The organism is Undibacterium sp. (assembly GCF_030683615.1).
Classification (GTDB): Bacteria; Pseudomonadota; Gammaproteobacteria; order Burkholderiales; family Burkholderiaceae_D; genus Undibacterium; species Undibacterium umbellatum.
The window spans coordinates 64,785-85,360 of the sequence record NZ_JAUXQE010000044.1; the positions used below are offsets into that span (position 1 = coordinate 64,785).

The 20,576-nt window shown below is 50.1% G+C and carries 16 protein-coding genes; 15 read left to right on the plus strand and 1 reads right to left on the minus strand.

All coding sequences use genetic code 11. The features are described 5' to 3' along the window. Nucleotides 1-21: 21 nt before the first annotated feature. From gshB to Q8K39_RS24425, 9 genes are all read left to right on the plus strand, one after another. The gene (gene gshB / locus Q8K39_RS24385) at nt 22-966 is read left to right on the plus strand and encodes a glutathione synthase (protein ID WP_305263713.1); all 945 of its coding nucleotides are present in this window, start codon (nt 22-24) and stop codon (nt 964-966) included. 54 nt (nt 967-1,020) lie between these two features. Then, the gene (locus Q8K39_RS24390) at nt 1,021-1,428 is read left to right on the plus strand and encodes a PTS sugar transporter subunit IIA (protein ID WP_186955866.1); all 408 of its coding nucleotides are present in this window, start codon (nt 1,021-1,023) and stop codon (nt 1,426-1,428) included. 19 nt (nt 1,429-1,447) lie between these two features. Beyond that, nucleotides 1,448-1,717, plus strand: a complete 270-nt coding sequence (locus Q8K39_RS24395; protein ID WP_186955865.1) for an HPr family phosphocarrier protein — start codon at nt 1,448-1,450, stop codon at nt 1,715-1,717. Nucleotides 1,718-1,960: 243 nt separating this feature from the next. Beyond that, the gene (gene ptsP, locus Q8K39_RS24400; RefSeq protein WP_305263714.1) at nt 1,961-3,727 is read left to right on the plus strand and encodes a phosphoenolpyruvate--protein phosphotransferase; all 1,767 of its coding nucleotides are present in this window, start codon (nt 1,961-1,963) and stop codon (nt 3,725-3,727) included. A 228-nt stretch (nt 3,728-3,955) separates the two neighbouring features. Next, nucleotides 3,956-5,119: a homoserine O-acetyltransferase gene (locus Q8K39_RS24405; protein WP_230413872.1), complete on the plus strand. Its 1,164-nt coding sequence runs from the start codon at nt 3,956-3,958 to the stop codon at nt 5,117-5,119. Beyond that, the gene (gene metW / locus Q8K39_RS24410) at nt 5,116-5,718 is read left to right on the plus strand and encodes a methionine biosynthesis protein MetW (protein ID WP_305263715.1); all 603 of its coding nucleotides are present in this window, start codon (nt 5,116-5,118) and stop codon (nt 5,716-5,718) included. Before Q8K39_RS24405 ends, metW begins: the two co-directional genes overlap by 4 nt. A gap of 629 nt (nt 5,719-6,347) precedes the next feature. After that, nucleotides 6,348-7,250, plus strand: a complete 903-nt coding sequence (locus Q8K39_RS24415) for a M48 family metallopeptidase (RefSeq protein WP_305263716.1) — start codon at nt 6,348-6,350, stop codon at nt 7,248-7,250. 696 nt (nt 7,251-7,946) lie between these two features. Next, on the plus strand, nt 7,947-10,166 hold the full coding sequence (locus tag Q8K39_RS24420; RefSeq protein WP_305263717.1) for a TonB-dependent receptor: 2,220 nt from the start codon (nt 7,947-7,949) through the stop codon (nt 10,164-10,166). Nucleotides 10,167-10,276: 110 nt separating this feature from the next. Next, nucleotides 10,277-11,986: a bifunctional UDP-sugar hydrolase/5'-nucleotidase gene (locus Q8K39_RS24425; RefSeq protein WP_305263718.1), complete on the plus strand. Its 1,710-nt coding sequence runs from the start codon at nt 10,277-10,279 to the stop codon at nt 11,984-11,986. Between the two features lie 79 nt (nt 11,987-12,065). On the opposite strand, the gene Q8K39_RS24430 is transcribed toward Q8K39_RS24425, so the two are convergent. After that, complete coding sequence (locus tag Q8K39_RS24430; protein WP_305263719.1) at nt 12,066-12,839, minus strand: exodeoxyribonuclease III; 774 nt, start codon at nt 12,837-12,839, stop codon at nt 12,066-12,068. A gap of 169 nt (nt 12,840-13,008) precedes the next feature. Between Q8K39_RS24430 and Q8K39_RS24435 the strand changes: the two genes are divergently transcribed. The 6 genes from Q8K39_RS24435 to Q8K39_RS24460 all read left to right on the plus strand — a co-directional run bounded on the left by Q8K39_RS24435 (nt 13,009) and on the right by Q8K39_RS24460 (nt 20,565). Continuing rightward, complete coding sequence (locus tag Q8K39_RS24435; RefSeq protein ID WP_305263720.1) at nt 13,009-13,392, plus strand: hypothetical protein; 384 nt, start codon at nt 13,009-13,011, stop codon at nt 13,390-13,392. 12 nt (nt 13,393-13,404) lie between these two features. Continuing rightward, on the plus strand, nt 13,405-16,413 hold the full coding sequence (locus tag Q8K39_RS24440) for a glycosyltransferase (RefSeq protein ID WP_305263721.1): 3,009 nt from the start codon (nt 13,405-13,407) through the stop codon (nt 16,411-16,413). Nucleotides 16,414-16,485: 72 nt separating this feature from the next. After that, nucleotides 16,486-17,154, plus strand: a complete 669-nt coding sequence (gene pyrE / locus Q8K39_RS24445; protein WP_186955855.1) for an orotate phosphoribosyltransferase — start codon at nt 16,486-16,488, stop codon at nt 17,152-17,154. A 279-nt stretch (nt 17,155-17,433) separates the two neighbouring features. After that, nucleotides 17,434-18,471, plus strand: a complete 1,038-nt coding sequence (gene gmd, locus Q8K39_RS24450; protein ID WP_305263722.1) for a GDP-mannose 4,6-dehydratase — start codon at nt 17,434-17,436, stop codon at nt 18,469-18,471. Nucleotide 18,472: 1 nt separating this feature from the next. After that, nucleotides 18,473-19,378: a GDP-mannose 4,6-dehydratase gene (locus Q8K39_RS24455; protein ID WP_370868673.1), complete on the plus strand. Its 906-nt coding sequence runs from the start codon at nt 18,473-18,475 to the stop codon at nt 19,376-19,378. Continuing rightward, a complete protein-coding gene (locus tag Q8K39_RS24460) occupies nt 19,375-20,565 on the plus strand; it encodes a glycosyltransferase family 1 protein (RefSeq protein ID WP_305263724.1) in 1,191 nt (396 codons plus the stop codon). Before Q8K39_RS24455 ends, Q8K39_RS24460 begins: the two co-directional genes overlap by 4 nt. The last annotated feature ends 11 nt before the right edge of the window (nt 20,566-20,576 follow it).

Here is a 20,576-nt window from a genome sequence, read left to right on the forward strand (position 1 = left end):
CTAAGAATATTGAGCATAACCATGAAAATCGCTTTTCTGACCGATCCACTGTCGCAATTCAAGACGTACAAGGATTCCACTTACGCCATGATGGTCGAGGCAGACAAGCGTGGCTATGCCATTTATGCCTTTGGCCCGGAAGACATGGCACTGGAAAGCGGCAAGGTGATTGCCAATATCTGCCGCATCACCCTGACTGGCGATAGCCAGGACTGGTTCCGGCTGTCAGAACCAGAGTCGTTGCCGCTGAGTGCTTTTGACGCCGTTTTGCAGCGCAAAGATCCGCCATTTGATATGGAGTATATCTACGCGACTTATCTGCTGGAACTGGCAGAGCAGCAGGGCGCCAGGGTATTCAATAAACCGACAGCGATCCGCAATCATAATGAAAAGCTCAGCATTGCCCAGTTCAGCCAGTTCACTGCGCCTACGCTGGTGACGCGGGATGAGCAACGTATCCGCGCTTTCCATAAAGAACACCAGGACATCATCCTCAAGCCCCTGGATGGCATGGGTGGCACAGGTATTTTCCGCATCCGTGACGATGGCATGAACCTGGGTTCTGTCATCGAGACCTTGACCGTCAATGGTAGCCGTACCATTATGGTACAGCGTTATATCCCTGAAATCGTTCATGGTGATAAAAGGATATTGCTGATAGGTGGCAAGGTCGTGCCCTTTGCGCTGGCGCGTATCCCGCAAAATGGTGAAGTCAGAGGCAACCTGGCGGCGGGTGGTCTGGGCGTGGCGCAGGAATTATCGGCCCGCGATCTTGAGATTGCACAGACTTTGGCACCTGAACTTTATCAAAGAGGTCTGTTGCTGGTAGGATTAGACGTTATTGGCGAGAACTTGACAGAAGTCAATGTGACCAGCCCTACCTGTTTCCAGGAAATTACCCAACAAAAAGGCTTCAATGTTGCTGCCATGTTCATTGATGCCCTGGAAACCGCGATTTCGGCTTAAATAAATGGAAGACGGTGAGCCCTGCGCTGGCCGTCGCTAGAGAGTTATAGAACGATGGTTGGCATACTTTTAATGACGCATGCACCCTTGGGAACTGCCTTTATGCAGGCTGCAGCCCATGTTTTCCGTGGCATGCCCGAACGCTTTGAAGCAATAGATGTCATTGCCGACCAGAATATTGATGAAGTCAACCGCCTCGCACGTGAAGCCGTGCAGCGTCTGGACGATGGTTCCGGTGTGCTGGTGATCACCGATGTCATGGGGGGAACGCCCTCGAATTGCTGCCGGCAACTGGGTGACCCGGACCGCGTGGCGATCATTGCCGGCATCAGCCTGCCCATGTTGTTGCGGGCGATAACTTATCGTAGTGATGTACTTGATGTCGTGGTGGAGATGGCCCTGGCCGGCGGCCAGAATGGTGCGATCAGACTCGACAATCGTGTGCGTTTATCACCAGGTTAACTATGAAAGAAAGTGAAGCATGATCCAACAAGAAATTGAAATCATCAACAAGCTGGGTTTGCATGCACGCGCATCGGCAAAGTTTACGCAAACAGCCAGCAAATTCAAGGCTGAAGTATGGCTGACCCGCAATAGCCGACGTGTGAATGGCAAGTCCATCATGGGTGTCATGATGCTGGCAGCAGGCAAGGGCAGCAAAGTTTTGCTGGAGACCGATGGTGTTGATGAGCAAGCCTGTTTTGATGCCATCCAGGCGCTGATCAACGACAAGTTTGGCGAAGGGGAATAAGCCCTGACTGGCGATGTCTGGTTTGCGAGGATTTGCAAGACGATTTCATGATCGAAACAAATGGCAACATATTTGTGATTGTTGTTTTGAGTCCTATCGCTTACCGTGTCCTACTTTGATTGAATCGACGAAAATATGTATACAAGCTTGCATATTGTCTTATGCTTGGCGATACATCAGTATAAATAAGACAGGGCGGCATAAACATAGCGCCCGGAGATAAAGTATTTTGGGGGATACAGCATGGCATCTTTTACACTGCAAGGCATCCCCGTTTCACGCGGCATCGCGATCGGACGCGCCCATCTACTGCGTCCCGCAGCGCTGGATGTGCAGCATTATCTGGTAGGACAAGAGCAGGTCGAAGCCGAAGTGCAAAGACTGCAGTTAGCCATCGTTCAGGTACACAAAGAATTGCAAGCTATCTGGTCAGATTTGCCGATTGATGCGCCGACCGAGCTTGGCGCATTTATCGACGTACATGTACTGATCTTGTCCGACCCCATGATCTCAGAGGCACCACTCGATATCATACGCACCCGTCATTACAATGCCGAATGGGCACTGGTCAGCCAGATCGATGAATTGTCCGCTCAGTTCGATGAAATTGAAGATGATTACCTGCGCGAACGCAAGGCTGATATCCAGCAGGTGGCAGAGCGCGTACTCAAAGTCTTGACAGGCACTGCCGGTAGTGCGGTGCGTTCGGACGGTATTGACGAACGCAATGCCAATATGATCGTCGTCGCCAGGGATATTTCACCCGCCGACATGATGCAGTTCCGCGATGTTGCCTTTACTGGTTTTGTGACCGATGAAGGTGGGCAAAATTCCCACACCGCCATCGTTTCGCGCAGCCTGGGCATACCGGCAGTCGTAGGTATGGGCAATGCGTCACGACTTATCGATCAGGACGACTGGCTCATTATCGACAGTGACGCTGGTGTCGTCATTGTTGCCCCTAGCACCCTGGTGCTGGAACAATATCGTGAACGTCAGGCATTACTGGCCAAGGCCAGGAAAAAACTCCACAAGCTCAAAAAGACGCCTGCAATCACGCAAGACGGTGTCGAAATTACCTTGCTGGCAAATATAGAACTGCCACAAGATGCCGCTCACGCGCTGGAAGCAGGTGCCAGCGGGGTAGGCCTGTTCCGTTCAGAATTCCTGTTCATGGAAAGCAGCGGCCAGCAACACAAGTTGCCGACCGAAGAAGAACAGTTTGATGCTTACCGCACTGCAGTGCTGGGCATGAAGGGCAGGCCAGTCACAATACGCACGCTGGATGTGGGTGCAGACAAGCCGCTGGACACGACAGAACACAATATTCTCAATCCGGCACTGGGTTTGCGCGCTATCCGCTATTGCCTGGCAGAGCCACAATTATTCCTGACGCAATTGCGCGCCATCCTGCGTGCTTCGGCTTTTGGCAAGGTCAAGATACTGATACCGATGATGGCCCATGGTTTCGAGATAGACCAGACCCTGGCCATGATAGAACAGGCCAAGAGTGAGCTAGGTAAGGAAGGCAAGGACTTTGATGCAGAGATTGCCATCGGCGCCATGATAGAAATCCCGGCGGCAGCCTTGTCATTGCCCATGTTTGTCAAGAAACTCGATTTCCTGTCTGTTGGCACCAATGACCTGATTCAATACACGCTGGCAATCGACAGGGCAGACCATGAAGTTGCCCATTTGTACGATGATTTACACCCCGCTATTTTGCAGCTCTTGCAAATGATCATTACCGCTGGCGACAGGGCAGGCATACCGGTCTCCATCTGCGGCGGCATGGCCGGGGATATCCGGCTGACACGCCTGCTGGCGGGTATGGGTTTCCGTGAATTGTCCATGCCGGCAGCGTTGTTGCCAGAAATTAAACAAGAGATACTGAACACCCGGCTTGATGCCTTGCAGGGCCATGTGAAAAAAATCCTGCGCAGCTATGATTCAACAACGATCAGGGAAACCCTGGCTGCCATGGGGGCGCTGTCGCCAACACTCCATTAAAATGGTGACTGTTGCGGCACTGGAGTTTGACCTCGGTGCCAGACTTGGTTTATCCTTCACCTATTGCGCCGATTTGAGAATCAGCTTGCGGGCGCGGTTCGGAAAACATCCCGAATGATAAATACGGCTAAAGCGAGCTTGAATGCAGCTTTCCACTTCCCACATTCAGCCCACCTTTTAGCCTTCCTGAGTTTTTTGATAATGGGTTAAGTCCCTATGGAAGAGTGTATGTCATCCTCACCTGGATCAGTTGGCATCGTGACGCCACAAGCGTTTCAATTCGATGAGCCTTTGGCCTTGCAAAACGGTACCTCGATTGCAGGCTACACCCTGATGGTGGAAACCTATGGTAGCCTGAATGCAGACAAGTCCAATGCAGTCCTGATTTGCCATGCCCTCAATGCCTCTCACCATGTGGCTGGCGTGTATGCTGACCAGCCCAAGAATCTGGGCTGGTGGGACAATATGGTCGGGCCGGGCAAACCCGTCGATACCAATCTATTTTTTGTCATCGGCGTGAATAACCTGGGTTCCTGTTTTGGCTCCACAGGCCCCATGCATACCAACCCCGCGACTGGCAAACCGTATGGTGCTGACTTCCCGGTAGTGACAGTGGAAGACTGGGTCAATGCGCAAGCCAGGCTGGCAGACCGTCTTGGCATACAACAATTTGCGGCAGTCATGGGGGGCTCACTTGGTGGCATGCAGGCGCTGGCCTGGAGCATTTTGTATCCGGATCGCTTGCGTCATTGTGTGGTAGTGGCCTCTACTCCCAAATTGTCAGCACAGAATATTGCCTTCAATGATGTGGCGCGCCAGGCGATTTTGACGGATCCCGATTTTCATGGCGGTGATTTTTATGCCCACGGCGTAGTACCGCGCCGTGGCTTGCGGGTAGCGCGCATGATAGGCCACATCACCTATTTGTCTGACGATGATATGGCAGAAAAATTTGGCCGTGATCTGAAAGGCGGCGACTATCAGTTTGGTTATGGCGTGGATTTTGAAATTGAATCCTACCTGCGCTATCAGGGGGATAAATTCTCGGATTATTTCGATGCGAATACTTATTTGCTGATCACCAAGGCCCTCGATTATTTTGACCCAGCCCGCCATACTGGCGGCGATCTCTCCAAAGCACTGGCGCACACCAGGGCCAAGTTTTTGCTCGCTTCTTTCACGACTGACTGGCGCTTTTCACCTGAGCGCAGCCGCGAAATTGTCAAGGCCCTGGTCAGCAATAAAAGGACAGTCAGTTACGCAGAAATCGATGCACCGCATGGCCATGATGCCTTCTTGCTGGATGACTCGCGTTACCTGAATCTGATTGCAGCCTATTACCGGCGTATAGATGCAGAATTGCAGGCCGAATTGTTGGGAGCAGCAGCATGAATTTTTCCGAATTAAAAGTTTTGCGACCAGACCTTGCTTTCATCGCCCATTGGATCAAGCCGCAAGCACAAGTGCTGGATGTCGGCTGTGGTGATGGTGTCATGCTCGATTATCTACAAAGCGACAAGCAATGCAGTGGCTACGGCATAGAAATCGCCGATGACAAGGTACTCGCCTGCGCCACACGTGGCGTGAATGTCATACAGCAGGATATGGAAAATGGCCTTGGCATGTTTGAAGATAATGCCTTTGATACCGTCATGTGCCTGTCCTCATTGCAGATGATGAAGCATGTCGAACCCTTGTTGCGTGACATCGCCAGAGTCGGGCAGGAGGCGATAGTTTCTTTCCCCAATTTTGGTTACTGGCCTCACCGCACTGCCTTGTTGCGCGGCAAGATGCCAGTCTCAAAATCCCTGCCCTATGAATGGTATGACACACCTAACGTACGCTGTGCGACGATTTATGATTTCTCCGACCTGGCCAATGAAGTGGGTCTGAATGTGCTTGAATGCGTCGCTCTGCATGAAGGCAAGCCAGTGACCTGGTTACCCAATTTACGTGGCAGCCTGGCAGTTTTCCGCTTGCGAAAAAAATAGGCTGCCATTCGTTCAGGTGTTTAGTGTTGAGCAGGGCAGGAAGTTTGCGTGCTTAAGTTTGTGGGAGCAGGATTTCCTGGCGTTGTCGTTCGATTTTTTTCCTATTGCAATAGACGGTTCTTCCCAAAGCCGCTCAATAGGAGAAAGATAAAGATGCCTATCTCTCCTAGGCCAATTCGCTTTGAAAAGAAATGGGTGGAAGTGACTTTCATGGCATTCAAGCTGATATTTGCCTGAACCATAGCCGCAAAAATAAATTGTATGCTGGTAAATCATGCGCAGCGCTGCTACGCCGCGCAGGAAATCGATGCACTGAAAGCGCCTGGTTGAGGGCTGATTGGGGAGTGGATTCGTGGAGCTTGTTTTCATATTTGCAATATCTATCTTGCCCCCAGCCACTCGTTGCCAGAGCGTGAATAGGATAAGTAGAGGCATATGAATTTACTTTCCAGAAATATTTAAATATTTACAATAGCTGCAGAAATACTTGCGTGAGTGATCGAAAGAAACCTGGAAACGGGATGACAAGGCCAGCCTTAAATTTTTAAATGAGGCTGGGTCTTTAAAAAAATGTCGATGGCTCCCATTTGCGCTTATCATTCTGCGTATCTTCTTGTCCTGCATTAGCCATGAAACTGAGCCACACCGTACTTGTATTTACCAGCTTGTTTGCACTGGGCGCGCCTGCTTACGCACAAAACAATGCGCAACAGGAAGGTGTCAAGGTAGGTGACATGTCCATCATGCGCAAATTGGCACCAACTGGCGCGCTCGAAGGCCAGGCCGCTACGCAATATGCACAGACCATGCGGGCAGCAGAACAAAAAAATGCCCTGGGCCCAGCCAATCATCCTCAAGTCATACGCCTGCGCGCAATCGCTGACAAATTGATCCCGCATGCCCTGAAATGGAACGAGCGTGCAAGGCAGTGGAAATGGGAAGTTAACCTGATAGGCTCCAAACAAGTGAATGCCTACTGCATGCCCGGTGGCAAGATCGCTTTTTACTCCGGTATCCTTGATACCCTGAAACTCACCGATGATGAAGTAGCCATGATCATGGGCCATGAAATTGCCCATGCACTGCGTGAGCATGGTGCAGAACGTGCCGGTAAGGCTGTCGCTGCCAATATAGGTGTCAAACTGGTGGAATTGTGGGCAGGTGCAAAAGGCTATGATCCCAATCTGGCCGGTGGCCTGGCTGGTGGTGCTGCCAAATTTGGCATGCTGGCATTTTCCCGTTCAGATGAAACCGAAGCAGACATCGTTGGCCTCGACATTGCCGCCAGAGCTGGCTATGACCCACGCGCCGGTGTCGCCCTGTGGCAGAAAATGGGTATGCTGAACAAAAGCGCCCCTCCACAATGGCTGTCCACACACCCCGCAGGCACTACCCGCATCGCAGAAATTCGCAACCACTTCCCTGAAGTGATGCCACTCTACGCCCAAGCAAAAGGCGTCAGCTTGAGCGCACTTCCGCCATATCAAACCAATGTCAAAGGGATTGCTCCCATTGTATATTCGGCAAAATAAGCTAATTTCAATTCAAAAAATAGTGTTTTTATGACAATATGTCGCGCAATTGTGACAAAATATTGCTGTGAAAACCACTTTGTCATCATCCTTAAATAATTGGATGGGACACTCTGCAAGTTCAAAATTTTATGTGTTAGACTATTTTCACATATCAAAATATCTGATCGACAGACATTTGCCCCGGCAAATTGCTCAAGTTTAAAGATGTCACTAGGAGATAGACGTGCTGTAAAAAGGTCCGTCTGTTTTTTGTTTAGAAATAGCAATCGTTTGCGCCATTTGAATTAGTTTATTTTTCAAAATAGCAATCGTTTGCGCGACTAAATAGAGGTTGAAGATATTTCTAATGTGACATGTCATCGCAGGTGTTTGTTGTGGAATTACAACCAGTTACAAAAAAACGCCAAGAAATTTGGCAAAAAATATGCGGTGAAGGGAATGTCATCAGGCAGTTGCGGTGGCTTGAGATGATAAACGGGGTTTTGCACTAATTTTTATTTCCATTTGTAAAATGATTCGGGAGCTTCAATGAAACAATTAAATAAATCATCCGCATTTCCATCGCGTTTGTCGATGGTTGCAGTCGCATGCCAACTGGTATGTCTGAGCATGTCCACTGCCTATGCGCAACAGGCAGAATCCACTGAGCCTACAGATGCAAACCGCGTCACAATCACTGGTAAAAAAGTCGGTATGGGTTTGATGGTGCAAGAGAATGCACCAAAAGCACGTAGTACTATCACTGCTGAAGAATTGGCCAAGCAGCGTCCTACAGGCAATGCCTATGAAGCGCTGGAATTGATGCCTGCTGTGAACAGTTATAACTACGATGCAACGGGTTTGTTTGGTGGCGGTTTGACATTGCGTGGTTTTAACAGCGATCAGATCGGTGCAACGATCAATGGCGTACCTGTCAATGACTCAGGTAGCTTTTCTGTGTATCCACAAGAATTCGTGGATCAGGAAAATACCTGCACTCAATTTGTGACCCAAGGTTCGACGGACGTTGACTCTCCGCAAATCGGTGCAACGGGTGGCAACTTCGGTATTACTACTTGTGATCCTTCAAAAACAAAACGTTTCCGCGTAATGCAAACTTTGGGCGGCCTGAATTTGTCCAAGACTTACCTGCGTTACGACACCGGCCTGTGGGCTGATGGCCGTTCCCGCTTCTTCATCTCTGTTTCCCATGCGCAAGCTGACAAATGGAAGGGCGAAGGCGGCGCTGACCGTAACCACGTAGACGCTGGTTACCGCATTGATTTCGATAAGTTCAACTCCATAAATGCAGTAGTTTTGTATAACCGTGCGATTAACCAAAACATCAGCTCATTCAATTTGGCAGATTTAGCAAAAAATGGATACTACTACGACTATGCAACAAAGTTTGTTGGTCATGTAACGCCGACCAAAGGCAAAGCGGACATCGATGTTAATTCAGCATTTGGCGATGCCTACTATCAACTGACAAAAAATCCATTTGAAAATGTAATCGCATCTGTGACGGGCAAGTTCCGACTTGGTGAAAACACAGATGTAAAAGTTATCCCTTATTACTGGTATGGGTACGGTACTGGTGGTAATCAGCAGCGTTTGCAAACTGAGTCCGCATTCCTCAATCAGACTACTGGCAAATTGACAGCAGGTGTTGACTTGAATGGCGACGGCGATACTTTGGATAGAGTAATTGTTGCCAACAGTAGCGTTACCCGCACCAACCGTCCCGGTATTACTGCTTCTGTGGTTCACACGATAAACAATCACCAAATATTGGCCGGCTTTTGGTATGAACGTGCCACACATGAGCAATATGGTCCTATGGTAGGTGTTGATGCCAACGGCAATGCAAACGACATCTGGCTCAAAGAAGGCCGCATTAATCGTCCTGATGGCACGCCTTTCCAAAGCCGTGACTGGAAAACAATCAGTACTGGTTATCAGTTTTCTCTGCAAGATACCATTAGCCTGATGAACGATAAGTTGGCGATCAACATTGGTGTTCGTATCCCAACCATGAAGCGTGATTTCACTAACTTTCCGAATGAGGGCACGAACTCTGCAACAGCGTACAAAATTGAACGTAGTTATACAAAGGCATTGCCACAATTGGGAGTAAGATATCAGATTGATAATAACAATCAGATATTTGCGAGTTTGGCGCGTAACATGAAAGTGCCGCCAAACTATGTTTATTCGACAACGAATAACGTTAAAATTAATCCAAACGGTAGCCTGTCTTATGCAGAAGTGCCTCCAGAGACTTCTTACAATTTGGATTTGGGTTATCGCTTGCAAAGCGATAAACTGACCGCACAGGCCACAGTTTACACAGTTGATTTTACTGAACGTCAGGCAACTGCTTATGATCCTCAACTGGCACAAAGCACGGTCACGAACGTAGGTAAAGTAAAAACTCAGGGATTTGAAATTGAACTGGGCAATACACCTGTCAACGGCTGGTCATTTTATGGTTCGGTTGGATATGCTAAGAGCGAAATAAAAGACAATTTGGAAGTGGCAAAAGGCGTTTACATCCCGACAGCTGGCAAACAAATGACCTTGACGCCAGAATGGAAAGCTGGCCTGAGTGCGCAGTATGAAACAGCCGTTTGGTATACGCGTTTGAAAATGAAATACACAGGCGGTCAGTTTGCAACGATGACAAATGATGAATTTGTCCCTAGTTACACATTGTTAGGCTTTGATGCTGGTTATCAATTCCCGAACACTAGCTGGTTCAAGAAACCAACAATTCGCTTGAGCGTCAGCAATATCACGAATGAAAAGTATCGTAACCCATCCAGCTTCAACATCACCAATGCAGTTGCCTATCCTGGCGCTTCTGCAAAAGGTGTGTTCTACTACATGGGTGCGCCACGCTTCACATCAGTCACCTTGTCCGCAGATTTCTAATCTGACGACATAACGTGGTGAATCAAAAACTCACCACGCAGACTTGATCCGGGCCTGCAACAAGAATGCTTGTTGCAGGCCTTATTCTTTTTAATTCAAAAATATTTACTATGCAAAAGTTGAAATTAATCAGCATATCCATTGCCAGCGCATTGCTGGCTGCCTGTGCCAGTACCGACACGGCAACCACGGCAAAAAACCAGGTGGCAACGACGGATATAACGATTTTCAGTATCAACGACTTCCATGGCAATCTGCAGGCAGATCAACCTGTACCTTTTGTCGCCACAAAAAATAATCCGGTGCGCCCCGGTGAAAAAATCTCGGTGCCGGCAGGTGGTTATGCGTTCCTGACGACCAAGCTCAAGGAGCGTCGCCAGGCAGTTGGAAATAGCATATTTGTTGGCGCTGGTGATTTGATAGGCGCGTCGCCCATGGGTTCTGCCTTGATGAAGGATGAGCCTGTCATCGAAGCCTTGAATCGCCTGGATCTGTCGGCGACGGCTGTTGGCAACCACGAGTTTGATAATGGTACGGCAGACCTGATGCGTAAAATCAAAGGTGAGTGCCCCACGACTGGCTGCACCTATGCGGATTTCAAGGGGGCAAAATTCTCTTACCTCGGCGCGAATATCCATGAAGTCGGCAGCAACAAACCGTGGCTGACGCCGTATGTGATACGCCAGGTGGGTGATGTCAAGATAGGCTTTATTGGTGCCGTAACTGCCGATGTCCCTAATCTAGTCGCCGGTGATGCAGTCAAGCATTTGCGCTTTGAAGATGAAGCGACTGCCATTAATCGCTACGTGCCTGAATTGCAAAAACAGGGTGTCGCCGCGATCGTGGTGTTGATACATGAGGGCGCAATCTACAAAGGTGCTGAAACTGATCCCAGCTATCGTTGCGAAGGGTTGCAGGGTCCTATCATTGACATCACAAAAAAACTCGACAAGGCTGTCAGCCTCATCGTTTCCGGTCATTCACACCAAGGTTATACCTGCAAGATAGATGGCAAACTGGTTGTGCAGGGACGTAGTTATGGTTCCTTCCTGACAGAATCAACCCTGACGATAGACCGGAAGACCAATCAGGTAGTCAACGCTGTCGCCGTCAACCATCTGATAGACCAGCATGCCTTGAAGGCAGATCCTGCAGCCAAGCAACTGGTGGATCAGGTCGCCGCTCAAACCGCAGGCTTGCGCCAGCGCCCTATCGTCAACCTGAGCGCTCCCTTGTCACGCAATAGCGAAGCGGGTGTGTTTGATAGCGCCCTCGGTAACATCATCGCTGATTCGCAACTGCATCATGGACAGCATGCCGGTGGTGCTGATGTGGCTTTCATGAATGCAGGTGGTATACGCAGTGACCTGCCATCCGGCAAGGCCAGCGGTCCGGTAGCGGTTTCTTATGGTGACCTGTATGCGGTGCAACCCTTTGGCAATAATCTGGTGCGCGTCAAACTGACCGGGGCCAGCATCCTGACTTTGCTGCAACAGCAATGGCTGGGCCGTGAAGTGAACGAACCCAAAAAACTGTTTGTCTCCCACACCCTCAGCTATAGCTATGACCCGCGAGCCGGCATCGACGAGCGGGTAAAGGATGTGAAGATCAAGGGCAAGCCGCTGGACCTGAACCAGCAATACAGCGTGATCGTGAACAGCTTTATTGCCGATGGTGGTGATGGTTTTGCGGTTTTGAAGCAAGCTAAAGACAAGGAGCTGATAGGCCGTGACCTGGAAGCTTTTGAGTCGTATGTGCGCGAGCAGGGTAGCAAATTGATGGAAGTCAAACGTGACCGTGTGAAGCGTTTGCCAGACTGATCTGGACATGAAAAAAGCCCGTCAATCGTACTGACGGGCTTTTTTAATTCAGGGAAAAAAGTACTAAAGACACGACAGCCTATTTGTATTCGATGATCAGCGGTGCGTGATCAGAGAAACGTGCTTCCTTGTAAATCGAAGCAGTATGCGCCAGTTTACCTATGCCAGCGGTGGCGACATGGTAGTCGATGCGCCAACCCACATTGTTCGCCCAGGCCTGGCCGCGGTTACTCCACCAGGTATAGGCTTCGCCCGTGGTTTCCGGGTGTAGATGGCGGTAGACGTCCAGCCAGCCTTGTTCATCAAACAGGCGTGTCATCCAGGCGCGTTCTTCTGGCAAGAAACCGGAATTCTTTTGATTACTCTTCCAGTTTTTCAGATCGATTTCTTTGTGTGCGATATTCCAGTCGCCGCAGATGATGATTTCCCTGCCTTCGGCAATTAGCTGTTGCAGATGGGGATAAAACATTTCCATGAAACGGAACTTGGCTTCCTGCCGTTCAGGCGAGGATGAGCCTGAAGGGCAGTACAGGGAAATCACGGTTAACTTGCCAAAATCACAGCGCACATAGCGGCCTTCGGCGTCGAATTCCGGGCAACCAAAACCTATTTTGACGGCATCCGGTTCTATCTTGCTATACACGCCTACGCCGGAGTAGCCTTTCTTCTCGGCATAGTGAAAATGACCATGATATTTGTGCGGATTCAGGAAATCCGGTGTCATGTCTGCCTCCTGGGCTTTCAACTCTTGCACGCAGACGACATCAGGGTTTTCCTTTTGCATCCATTCAAAAAAGCCTTTTTTGGCGGCAGAACGTATGCCATTCAGATTCGCGGAGATGATTTTTGTCATGATTTTTTGCGGAAAGAGTCAAAAACTCCTGCCAGCATAGCAGATATACAAAAGCTTGATTAAGTTTGCCGGGGCTGGCAAGGCGCTTGGTTTATACTTGCGTTCTTTTTAGAACTCATCCCTATTGAGGAAATGGGTTCTAGTGTCTGAATCATTTTCTTGATACATCATGAACGAAAAGCAATTGCGTGCAGAACTTGATGCTGTGTACTCCAGTAGCTCCTGGAAGATGACTGCGCCTTTCAGGTATGTAACAAGAACAATATCCTCCCTGAAAAATACCAGATTCAGCCTGCGCAGCTTGCCGGGGCGAGTGGTGCGCCGGGTGGTGGCGATTCCTGCCATCAAGAATTTGGCATTAAGAATATTGAAATATTTCCCGGGTATAGAGCGCAGGGTGAGAAAGGGTTTGCAACCCCGCCTGGCTCCCCAAGTGGTTTCTGCTGGCAAACAGGCTTATACGCAGTCCAGGAGAGCCACAGATGCGCGCCTCTCCGCAAAAGCACAAATCATATTCGACAAGCTCCAGACAGAAATAATTCGCCAGCAATAAACAGGTTACCAGATGCGTATTCTCATTGATTTACAAGCTTGCCAGTCAACTGGCAGTCGTCATCGCGGCATAGGCAGATATTCGCTGGCCCTGGCGCAGGCGATGGCAAGCAATGCTGGCAACCATGAAGTGCACTTGCTATTGAATAGCCTGTTTGCCGATAGCCTGGAGCCAGTCAGGCAAGCCTTTGGCCATTTGATCGCACCACAGCACATTCATTACTGGAAAAGCCCAGGGCCAGTCAGCGAACTCGATCACCGCAACCGCTGGCGTACCCGTGCCGGTGAACTGGTGCGTGAGCAGGCACTGGCAGAATGGCGGCCCGATATTGTCCACGTCAGCAGCCTGTTTGAAGGCCTGACCGATGATGCACTGACTAGCGTGGGATTGAATGGCGAGTATCAGCCAACTGCCGTGACGTTGTATGATTTGATCCCTCTCATCAATGCCAAGCCTTATCTTGAAAACGAACAGGTCAAGGCATGGTATCTGAGAAAAATTCAGGCACTCAAGCGTGCCGATTTGTTGCTGGCCATTTCGGCATCCTCAAGGCGCGAGGGCCTGGAATGTCTGCACTTGCCACCTGAACGCATCGTGAATATTTCCTCGGCAGTCGATGACAGATTTTATGTGCAAGACCCTGATCCTGTGGTCTTACAGGAAATCAAAAATCGCTTTGGTTTGCAACGTCCCTACGTGATGTATACCGGTGGTATCGACTTGCGAAAAAATGTCGAAGCATTGATACGCTCTTTCGCCAAACTGCCAGGCGATGTACGTAAAAATTATCAACTGGCGATTGTTTGCAGTGTGCAGGATGCTGATCGCGTGCGCTTGCAAAAACTGGCGGCGGATGCTGGCCTGGCCAGCAATGATGTGATTCTGACCGGCTATGTCGCTGATGAAGATTTGCCATTGCTGTATCACGCTTGCACATTGTTTGTTTTCCCGTCCTGGCATGAGGGCTTTGGCCTGCCTGCGCTGGAAGCCATGTCTTGCGGCGCACCGGTGATTGCCTCCAACACCAGCAGTCTGCCCGAAGTGATAGGCCGTGATGATGCCTTGTTTAATCCATATGATGAACAAGCCATTACCAGCAAAATGCTGAGTGCCCTGACAGACGAAAACTATTTGCAGAGTTTGCGTGAACATGGGGTACAGCAGGCGAAGAAATTTTCCTGGGATGAATCAGCAAAAACTGCCATCAGCGCATTCGAGGCGCAGCATGAATATCAGTGCAGCAAGCAGGCGGTGTTCGTCAGCCAGTTGCAAGAGCAGATCAAGCCACGCCTGGCCTACTTCTCGCCTTTGCCACCTGAGCGTTCTGGCATCGCTGATTTCAGCGCCGAACTCTTGCCTGAACTGGCTGTGTATTACGACATAGAATTGATCGTCGACCAGCAAGAAATTGGTGACCCCTGGCTGGCGGCCAATTTTCCTGTGCGCTCATGGCAATGGTTTGAACAGCATGCAGACCGCTATCAGCGCGTCTTGTATAACCTCGGCAATTCCACTTACCACACCTATATGCTGGATATGCTGGCGCGCTATCCCGGCATCGTGGTCTTGCACGATTTCTTCCTCAGCGGTTTGCTGGCGCATCTGGACATGACGGCGGAACGTCCGCAAATTTGGGCGCAGGCCCTGTATGAATCGCATGGTCTGCAAGCTTTGCTGGAAACCAAAAATACCGAAGACCTGAGCCAGATTATCTGGAAGTATCCTTGTAATTATCAGATGCTGGACGCGGCCCAGGCTGTCATCGTGCATTCTGAATTTTCCATGAAGCTGGCAAGACAATGGTATGGAGAAAATGCGACGCAGAACTGGACCCGTATCCCCCATATGCGTAAGCTGCCTTACCAGTCAGAACGCAGCGCAGCACGCCAGCGTCTGGGCCTGGGTGACGATGATTTTCTGATGTGTTCCTTTGGCCTCATGGGCCCCACCAAGCTGAATCATCTGGTGCTGGAAGCCTGGCTGCAATCAGCGATGGCAAAAGATAGTCATTGTCATCTGGTCTTTGTCGGCAAAAATGATGGCGGCAAATACGGCATGCAACTGCTGCAGGATATCAAGGACCGTGGCCTGGCTGATCGCATTACCATTACTGGTTTTGCCGATCCTGAATTGTTCCAGACCTATTTGCATGCTGCCGATGCAGGCGTGCAATTACGCGGCCTCTCGCGTGGCGAATCTTCATATACCGTGCTTGATTGCATGGCCTATGGCATACCAACGATCATCAATGGCAATGGTGCCATGGCAGAATTGCCAGCCGATGCCTTGGTCAAGCTGGCTGATGAGGTAGATGTTGCCACCCTGCTGACCAGCATGGTGGAACTCAGGTCTAATCCTCAACTCAGAAAGGAGCTGGGTGCCAGGGCTGTTGAGTATATGCATGAGTATCATGTGGCGCACAAGGTAGGCCGGCAGTATTTTGATTTTGTCGAGCTGGCGCATAGAAATGCACCTGCCAGCCGCTTTGAGCGAAGCTTGAACAGGATTGCCACGCTGGATGGCCCGGTGGCTGAGGCGGACTTGATATCACTGGCCAGGAATATGGTCTCCAACCAGGCCAAGCCTGCTTGCGCCCGCGCCCTGTTTGATATTGATGCCCTGAAAGCTGCTTTGCCGGAACATACATTGACGCTGATGCTGAAGCAGTTGATTATGACTACACCGACATACTGGCGTTGTGAGCTGCTGAAGTCAGACAATAAGTCAGTGCTGCGCTACGCCAATGAACTGGCCTGTCAATTGCTGGGGTTGCCATCTTTATCAAATCCTGACGAAGTGATCGATTTGCATCCTGCGGATGTGTATATCAAGGTGCTGACTGCATCTGAGATGCAGTCCAGCGACAAAGGCGTTTCCACTGTCCAGCAATTGATGCTTGAAATGGGCATACCGGTACTGGAATTAAGTCTTGACCCTGCGCACATCAAGGCGTTTGCTGCCGGCAGTATGAATATTGATGAATTGGCAATGGGCTGGTGGCAGACAATTCTCACACAATAGGCATTTTATAGCGTGCTATGCTTGGATAAGCATGGCGCGTCATTATTTCATAATTAATGTTAAGGCAAGTATATGTCAAGTAATCTGAGGCAGGAATTTATACATTTTGCGGTTGATGCCGGTGTGCTGAAATTTGGCAGCTTTGTCACCAAGGCAGGACGCACTTCCCCCTATTTTTTTAATGCTGGTCTGTTCAATGACGGTGCCAATCTGGGTCGTATTGCCGACTTTTATGCACAAACCCTGATTGATTCCGGCATTGAGTTTGATATGCTGTTTGGCCCGGCTTACAAGGGTATTACCCTGGCGTCGGCCACTGCGGTGGCGCTGGCCCGCAAGGGGCGCAATGTGCCTTTTGCCTATAACCGCAAGGAAGCCAAGGACCATGGCGAAGGCGGCAGCATTGTTGGTGCCAAATTGGCTGGCAAGGTCGTCATCATTGACGATGTAATCTCGGCTGGTACTTCTGTGCGTGAGTCAGTAGAAATGATACGGGCAGCAGGTGCCACACCTTGTGCGGTATTGATTGCACTGGACCGCATGGAGCGTTCTGGCAAGGACGATGCCCTGTCTGCACATTCTGCTGCTCAAGAGGTAGGCCTGGCCTATGACATGCCGGTGGCGGCAATTGCCAATCTAAATGATTTATTTGATTACCTGTCAATAGCAGAGGCAGGCGAACAATTGTCTCAATATAAAGATGCTGTTGAGCAATATCGTCAGCGCTATGGGGCGGTATAGCCTGGAATAGGGCACAAACGGCAATACCCTGAATGGTATTGCCCAGCTCTGTACAGGGAGAACTGATACTGAGGCACTGAGGTGGAGGTAAGCTATTGTAAAAAACCTATCTTTTACAAGCGCTTTCATTATTTTTCCGCAGTGCGGCGAGCACTCATTGTATACTGTTCAACTGTAGACAGATTGTGACCGCTGTCACAGATAAATTCGAACTGGCGGTCCAATATCTGGTTAAAAGAAGAATTTTGAATGTTCGCCGTGGCGAAGAGGTTTTCTTGAATGAGTAAAAAAGCGTTAATCACTGGTATTACTGGTCAGGACGGAGCCTATCTGGCTCAATTGCTATTGGAAAAAGGCTATACCGTCTACGGCACTTATCGCCGTACCAGTTCAGTCAATTTTTGGCGCATAGAAGAGTTGGGTATAGATACTCACCCGGCATTGCACCTCGTCGAATATGATCTAACCGACTTGTCGGCCAGCATACGCCTGTTGCAAACGACTGGTGTGACTGAAGTATACAATCTGGCAGCACAAAGTTTTGTTGGCGTATCGTTTGAACAGCCACTGACGACAACAGAAATTACTGGTATCGGTGCACTGAATTTGCTCGAAGCGATACGTATCGTGAATACGGAAATTCGTTTTTATCAGGCATCGACGTCAGAAATGTTTGGCAAAGTGCAAGCTGTGCCACAGATAGAGTCGACCCCATTTTATCCGCGCAGCCCGTATGGCGTGGCCAAATTGTATGCCCACTGGATGACGATCAATTATCGTGAATCCTATGGCATCTTTGGCTGTAGCGGCATCTTGTTCAATCATGAATCGCCATTGCGTGGCCGTGAATTCGTGACGCGCAAAATAACTGACTCCGTCGCCAAGATCAAGCTCGGCAAACTCGATGTGCTGGAACTCGGCAATATGGATGCCAAGCGCGACTGGGGCTTTGCCAAGGAATATGTAGAGGGCATGTGGCGTATGCTGCAAGCCGACAAACCAGATACTTTTGTATTGGCGACCAACCGCACAGAAACCGTACGTGACTTTGTCACCATGGCTTTCAAGGCTGCCGACATACAATTGCAATGGTCGGGCGAAGGTGAGAATGAGACTGCGATCTGCGCAAAAACCGGCAAATTGCTGGTACGCGTGAATCCTAAATTCTATCGTCCTGCGGAAGTTGAGCTGTTGATCGGTGATCCGGCAAAGGCAAAAAATGTGCTGGGATGGGAACCAAAGACAACGCTGGAAGAACTGTGCCAGATGATGGTCGATGCCGATTTGCGCCGTAATGAGAATGGCGCATCGTTCTGAAATGTCGACTACTCCACGTGCCCTGATAACAGGTATTAAAGGTTTTACAGGGCGTTATCTGGCGCAGGAATTGAGCAGGGCCGGATACCAGGTGTTCGGCACTACGCATGGCACGGAAACCCAAAACCAGGGGCACTATGCAGTAGACCTGTGCGACAAACAAGCTTTACGCGTGGCGATTCAAGAGATACAACCAGATGTCGTCGCGCACCTGGCTGCCATCTCCTCGGTCGTGCATGGTGATGTTGATGAAATTTATCGCGTTAATATCGTCGGAACGCGCAATTTGCTGGAAGCACTGGCAGCGCTGGACAAGAAACCACGCGCCGTGCTGGTAGCAAGCAGTGCCAATATTTATGGCAATTCCGCGTCTGAAGTGCTGGCCGAGAGCGAACCAGCCATGCCTGCCAACGACTATGCCGTCAGCAAACTGGCAATGGAGCATGTGGCGCGCTTGTGGATGGATAAACTGCCCATCATCGTGACACGGCCTTTTAATTACACTGGGGTTGGTCAGACTGAAAATTTCCTGCTGCCGAAAATCATCAATCACTACCGTCGTCAGGCCAGCGAAATCGAACTGGGCAATCTTGATGTGGCCAGGGATTTTTCTGATGTACGCAATGTAGCCGTGGCCTATGCCCGTTTGCTGGAAAAAGCACCTGCCGGTGAGACTTTCAATATCTGCTCAGGCACGGCTTACAGCTTGCGTGAAGTCTTGCAAATGGCCAGTGAACTGGCTGGCTATGAAATCAAGGTGCGCGTTAACCCGGCCTTTGTGCGTGCCAATGATGTGCATAAACTCATGGGTAATGGCCACCGATTGCAGGCGTGCATAGGCGACTTGCCGCAAATCGCCTTGCGCGACACACTGGCGTGGATGCTGAGACATGAGGCCACTGCATGAATATTGTGCTGTCAATAGAAGCGATCAACCAGCCGCTGGCTGGCATAGGTCGCTATGCCTGGGAGCTGGCGACACGCTTGCCAGCACAGGCAAATATTGACTCGGTACGATATCTGTCAGATGGATTCTGGCGCACTTTGCCAGATTATGATTTGTCTGGTTCGCGTGATTATTCCGCCCTAAGCCTCAAGTCTTTTGAACCTGTGCGTTTCAGTTACAAGGCAAAGCTACGCCAGCAACTGGGCCGCATGCGCTTTTTTTCACAATGGTATGGCAAGCTCATGCCCGTGCTGGCCGGACAACGCCTGAACAGCTTGTCAAACGCGATTTTTCATAGTCCCAATTATTTTGTCCCTAAATGCAATTTGCCCAGCCTGGTGACTTTGCATGATCTTTCCATTTATCGTTATCCACAGTGGCACCCAAAGACCAGGATAGAACGTGCCCTGGCTTCCATCCCGCAATCTGTAGAGCGTGCCAATCTGGTCTTGACTGATTCGCTGGCAACGCGCCTGGAAGTCATGGAACATTTCAAGCTCGGGCCAGAAAAGGTGGTCGCGATTCCCCTCGGTGTGGATGACTTGTTTCACCCTTATAGCGCGGAAGAAACCGCGCCGGTATTGCAGCAAATTGGCTTGCAGCCCAATGGCTATAGTTTTTTTGTCTCCACCATAGAACCGCGCAAGAATCTCGGCAATTTACTGGCGGCTTACCGTGCCTTGCCTGTGGAGATACGCCAGCGCTGGCCGCTGGTGCTGGCTGGTGGCGCCGGCTGGCAAAGCGATGATATCCATGATGAGATTGCCAAAGGGCAGAGCGAGGGCTGGCTGAAGTATCTGGGCTTTATTGATCAGCACTGGCTTCCGCTTTTGTATGCTGGTTGCCGTTTGTTTACTTACCCATCCTGGTATGAAGGCTTTGGCCTGCCGATTGCCGAGGCCATGGCCAGCGGCGTTCCGGTGTTGACATCTAATTGCTCGTCCATGCCTGAAGTGGCAGGCGGTGCCGCCATGCTGGTTGAGCCAGGCGATGTGGACAGCATCCGTGAGGGTTTGCAAAAGGCGCTGCAAGATGAAGACTGGCGGGCCACTGCCATTGCGCGTGGTTTGCAAAGAGCAGCAGAGTTGAGCTGGGAAGCCTGTGTGCATAACACAGTCGCCGCTTATCGCATGGTTCAGACCGGATAAGGGCGCGTACA

Coding starts and splice junctions, on each gene's coding strand:
- gshB (WP_305263713.1), top strand. CDS start 22: ATGAAAATCGCTTTTCTGACCGATCCACTGTCGCAATTCAAGACGTAC.
- Q8K39_RS24390 (WP_186955866.1), top strand. CDS start 1,021: ATGGTTGGCATACTTTTAATGACGCATGCACCCTTGGGAACTGCCTTT.
- Q8K39_RS24395 (WP_186955865.1), top strand. CDS start 1,448: ATGATCCAACAAGAAATTGAAATCATCAACAAGCTGGGTTTGCATGCA.
- ptsP (WP_305263714.1), top strand. CDS start 1,961: ATGGCATCTTTTACACTGCAAGGCATCCCCGTTTCACGCGGCATCGCG.
- Q8K39_RS24405 (WP_230413872.1), top strand. CDS start 3,956: ATGTCATCCTCACCTGGATCAGTTGGCATCGTGACGCCACAAGCGTTT.
- metW (WP_305263715.1), top strand. CDS start 5,116: ATGAATTTTTCCGAATTAAAAGTTTTGCGACCAGACCTTGCTTTCATC.
- Q8K39_RS24415 (WP_305263716.1), top strand. CDS start 6,348: ATGAAACTGAGCCACACCGTACTTGTATTTACCAGCTTGTTTGCACTG.
- Q8K39_RS24420 (WP_305263717.1), top strand. CDS start 7,947: ATGGGTTTGATGGTGCAAGAGAATGCACCAAAAGCACGTAGTACTATC.
- Q8K39_RS24425 (WP_305263718.1), top strand. CDS start 10,277: ATGCAAAAGTTGAAATTAATCAGCATATCCATTGCCAGCGCATTGCTG.
- Q8K39_RS24430 (WP_305263719.1), bottom strand. CDS start 12,839: ATGACAAAAATCATCTCCGCGAATCTGAATGGCATACGTTCTGCCGCC.
- Q8K39_RS24435 (WP_305263720.1), top strand. CDS start 13,009: ATGAACGAAAAGCAATTGCGTGCAGAACTTGATGCTGTGTACTCCAGT.
- Q8K39_RS24440 (WP_305263721.1), top strand. CDS start 13,405: ATGCGTATTCTCATTGATTTACAAGCTTGCCAGTCAACTGGCAGTCGT.
- pyrE (WP_186955855.1), top strand. CDS start 16,486: ATGTCAAGTAATCTGAGGCAGGAATTTATACATTTTGCGGTTGATGCC.
- gmd (WP_305263722.1), top strand. CDS start 17,434: ATGAGTAAAAAAGCGTTAATCACTGGTATTACTGGTCAGGACGGAGCC.
- Q8K39_RS24455 (WP_370868673.1), top strand. CDS start 18,473: ATGTCGACTACTCCACGTGCCCTGATAACAGGTATTAAAGGTTTTACA.
- Q8K39_RS24460 (WP_305263724.1), top strand. CDS start 19,375: ATGAATATTGTGCTGTCAATAGAAGCGATCAACCAGCCGCTGGCTGGC.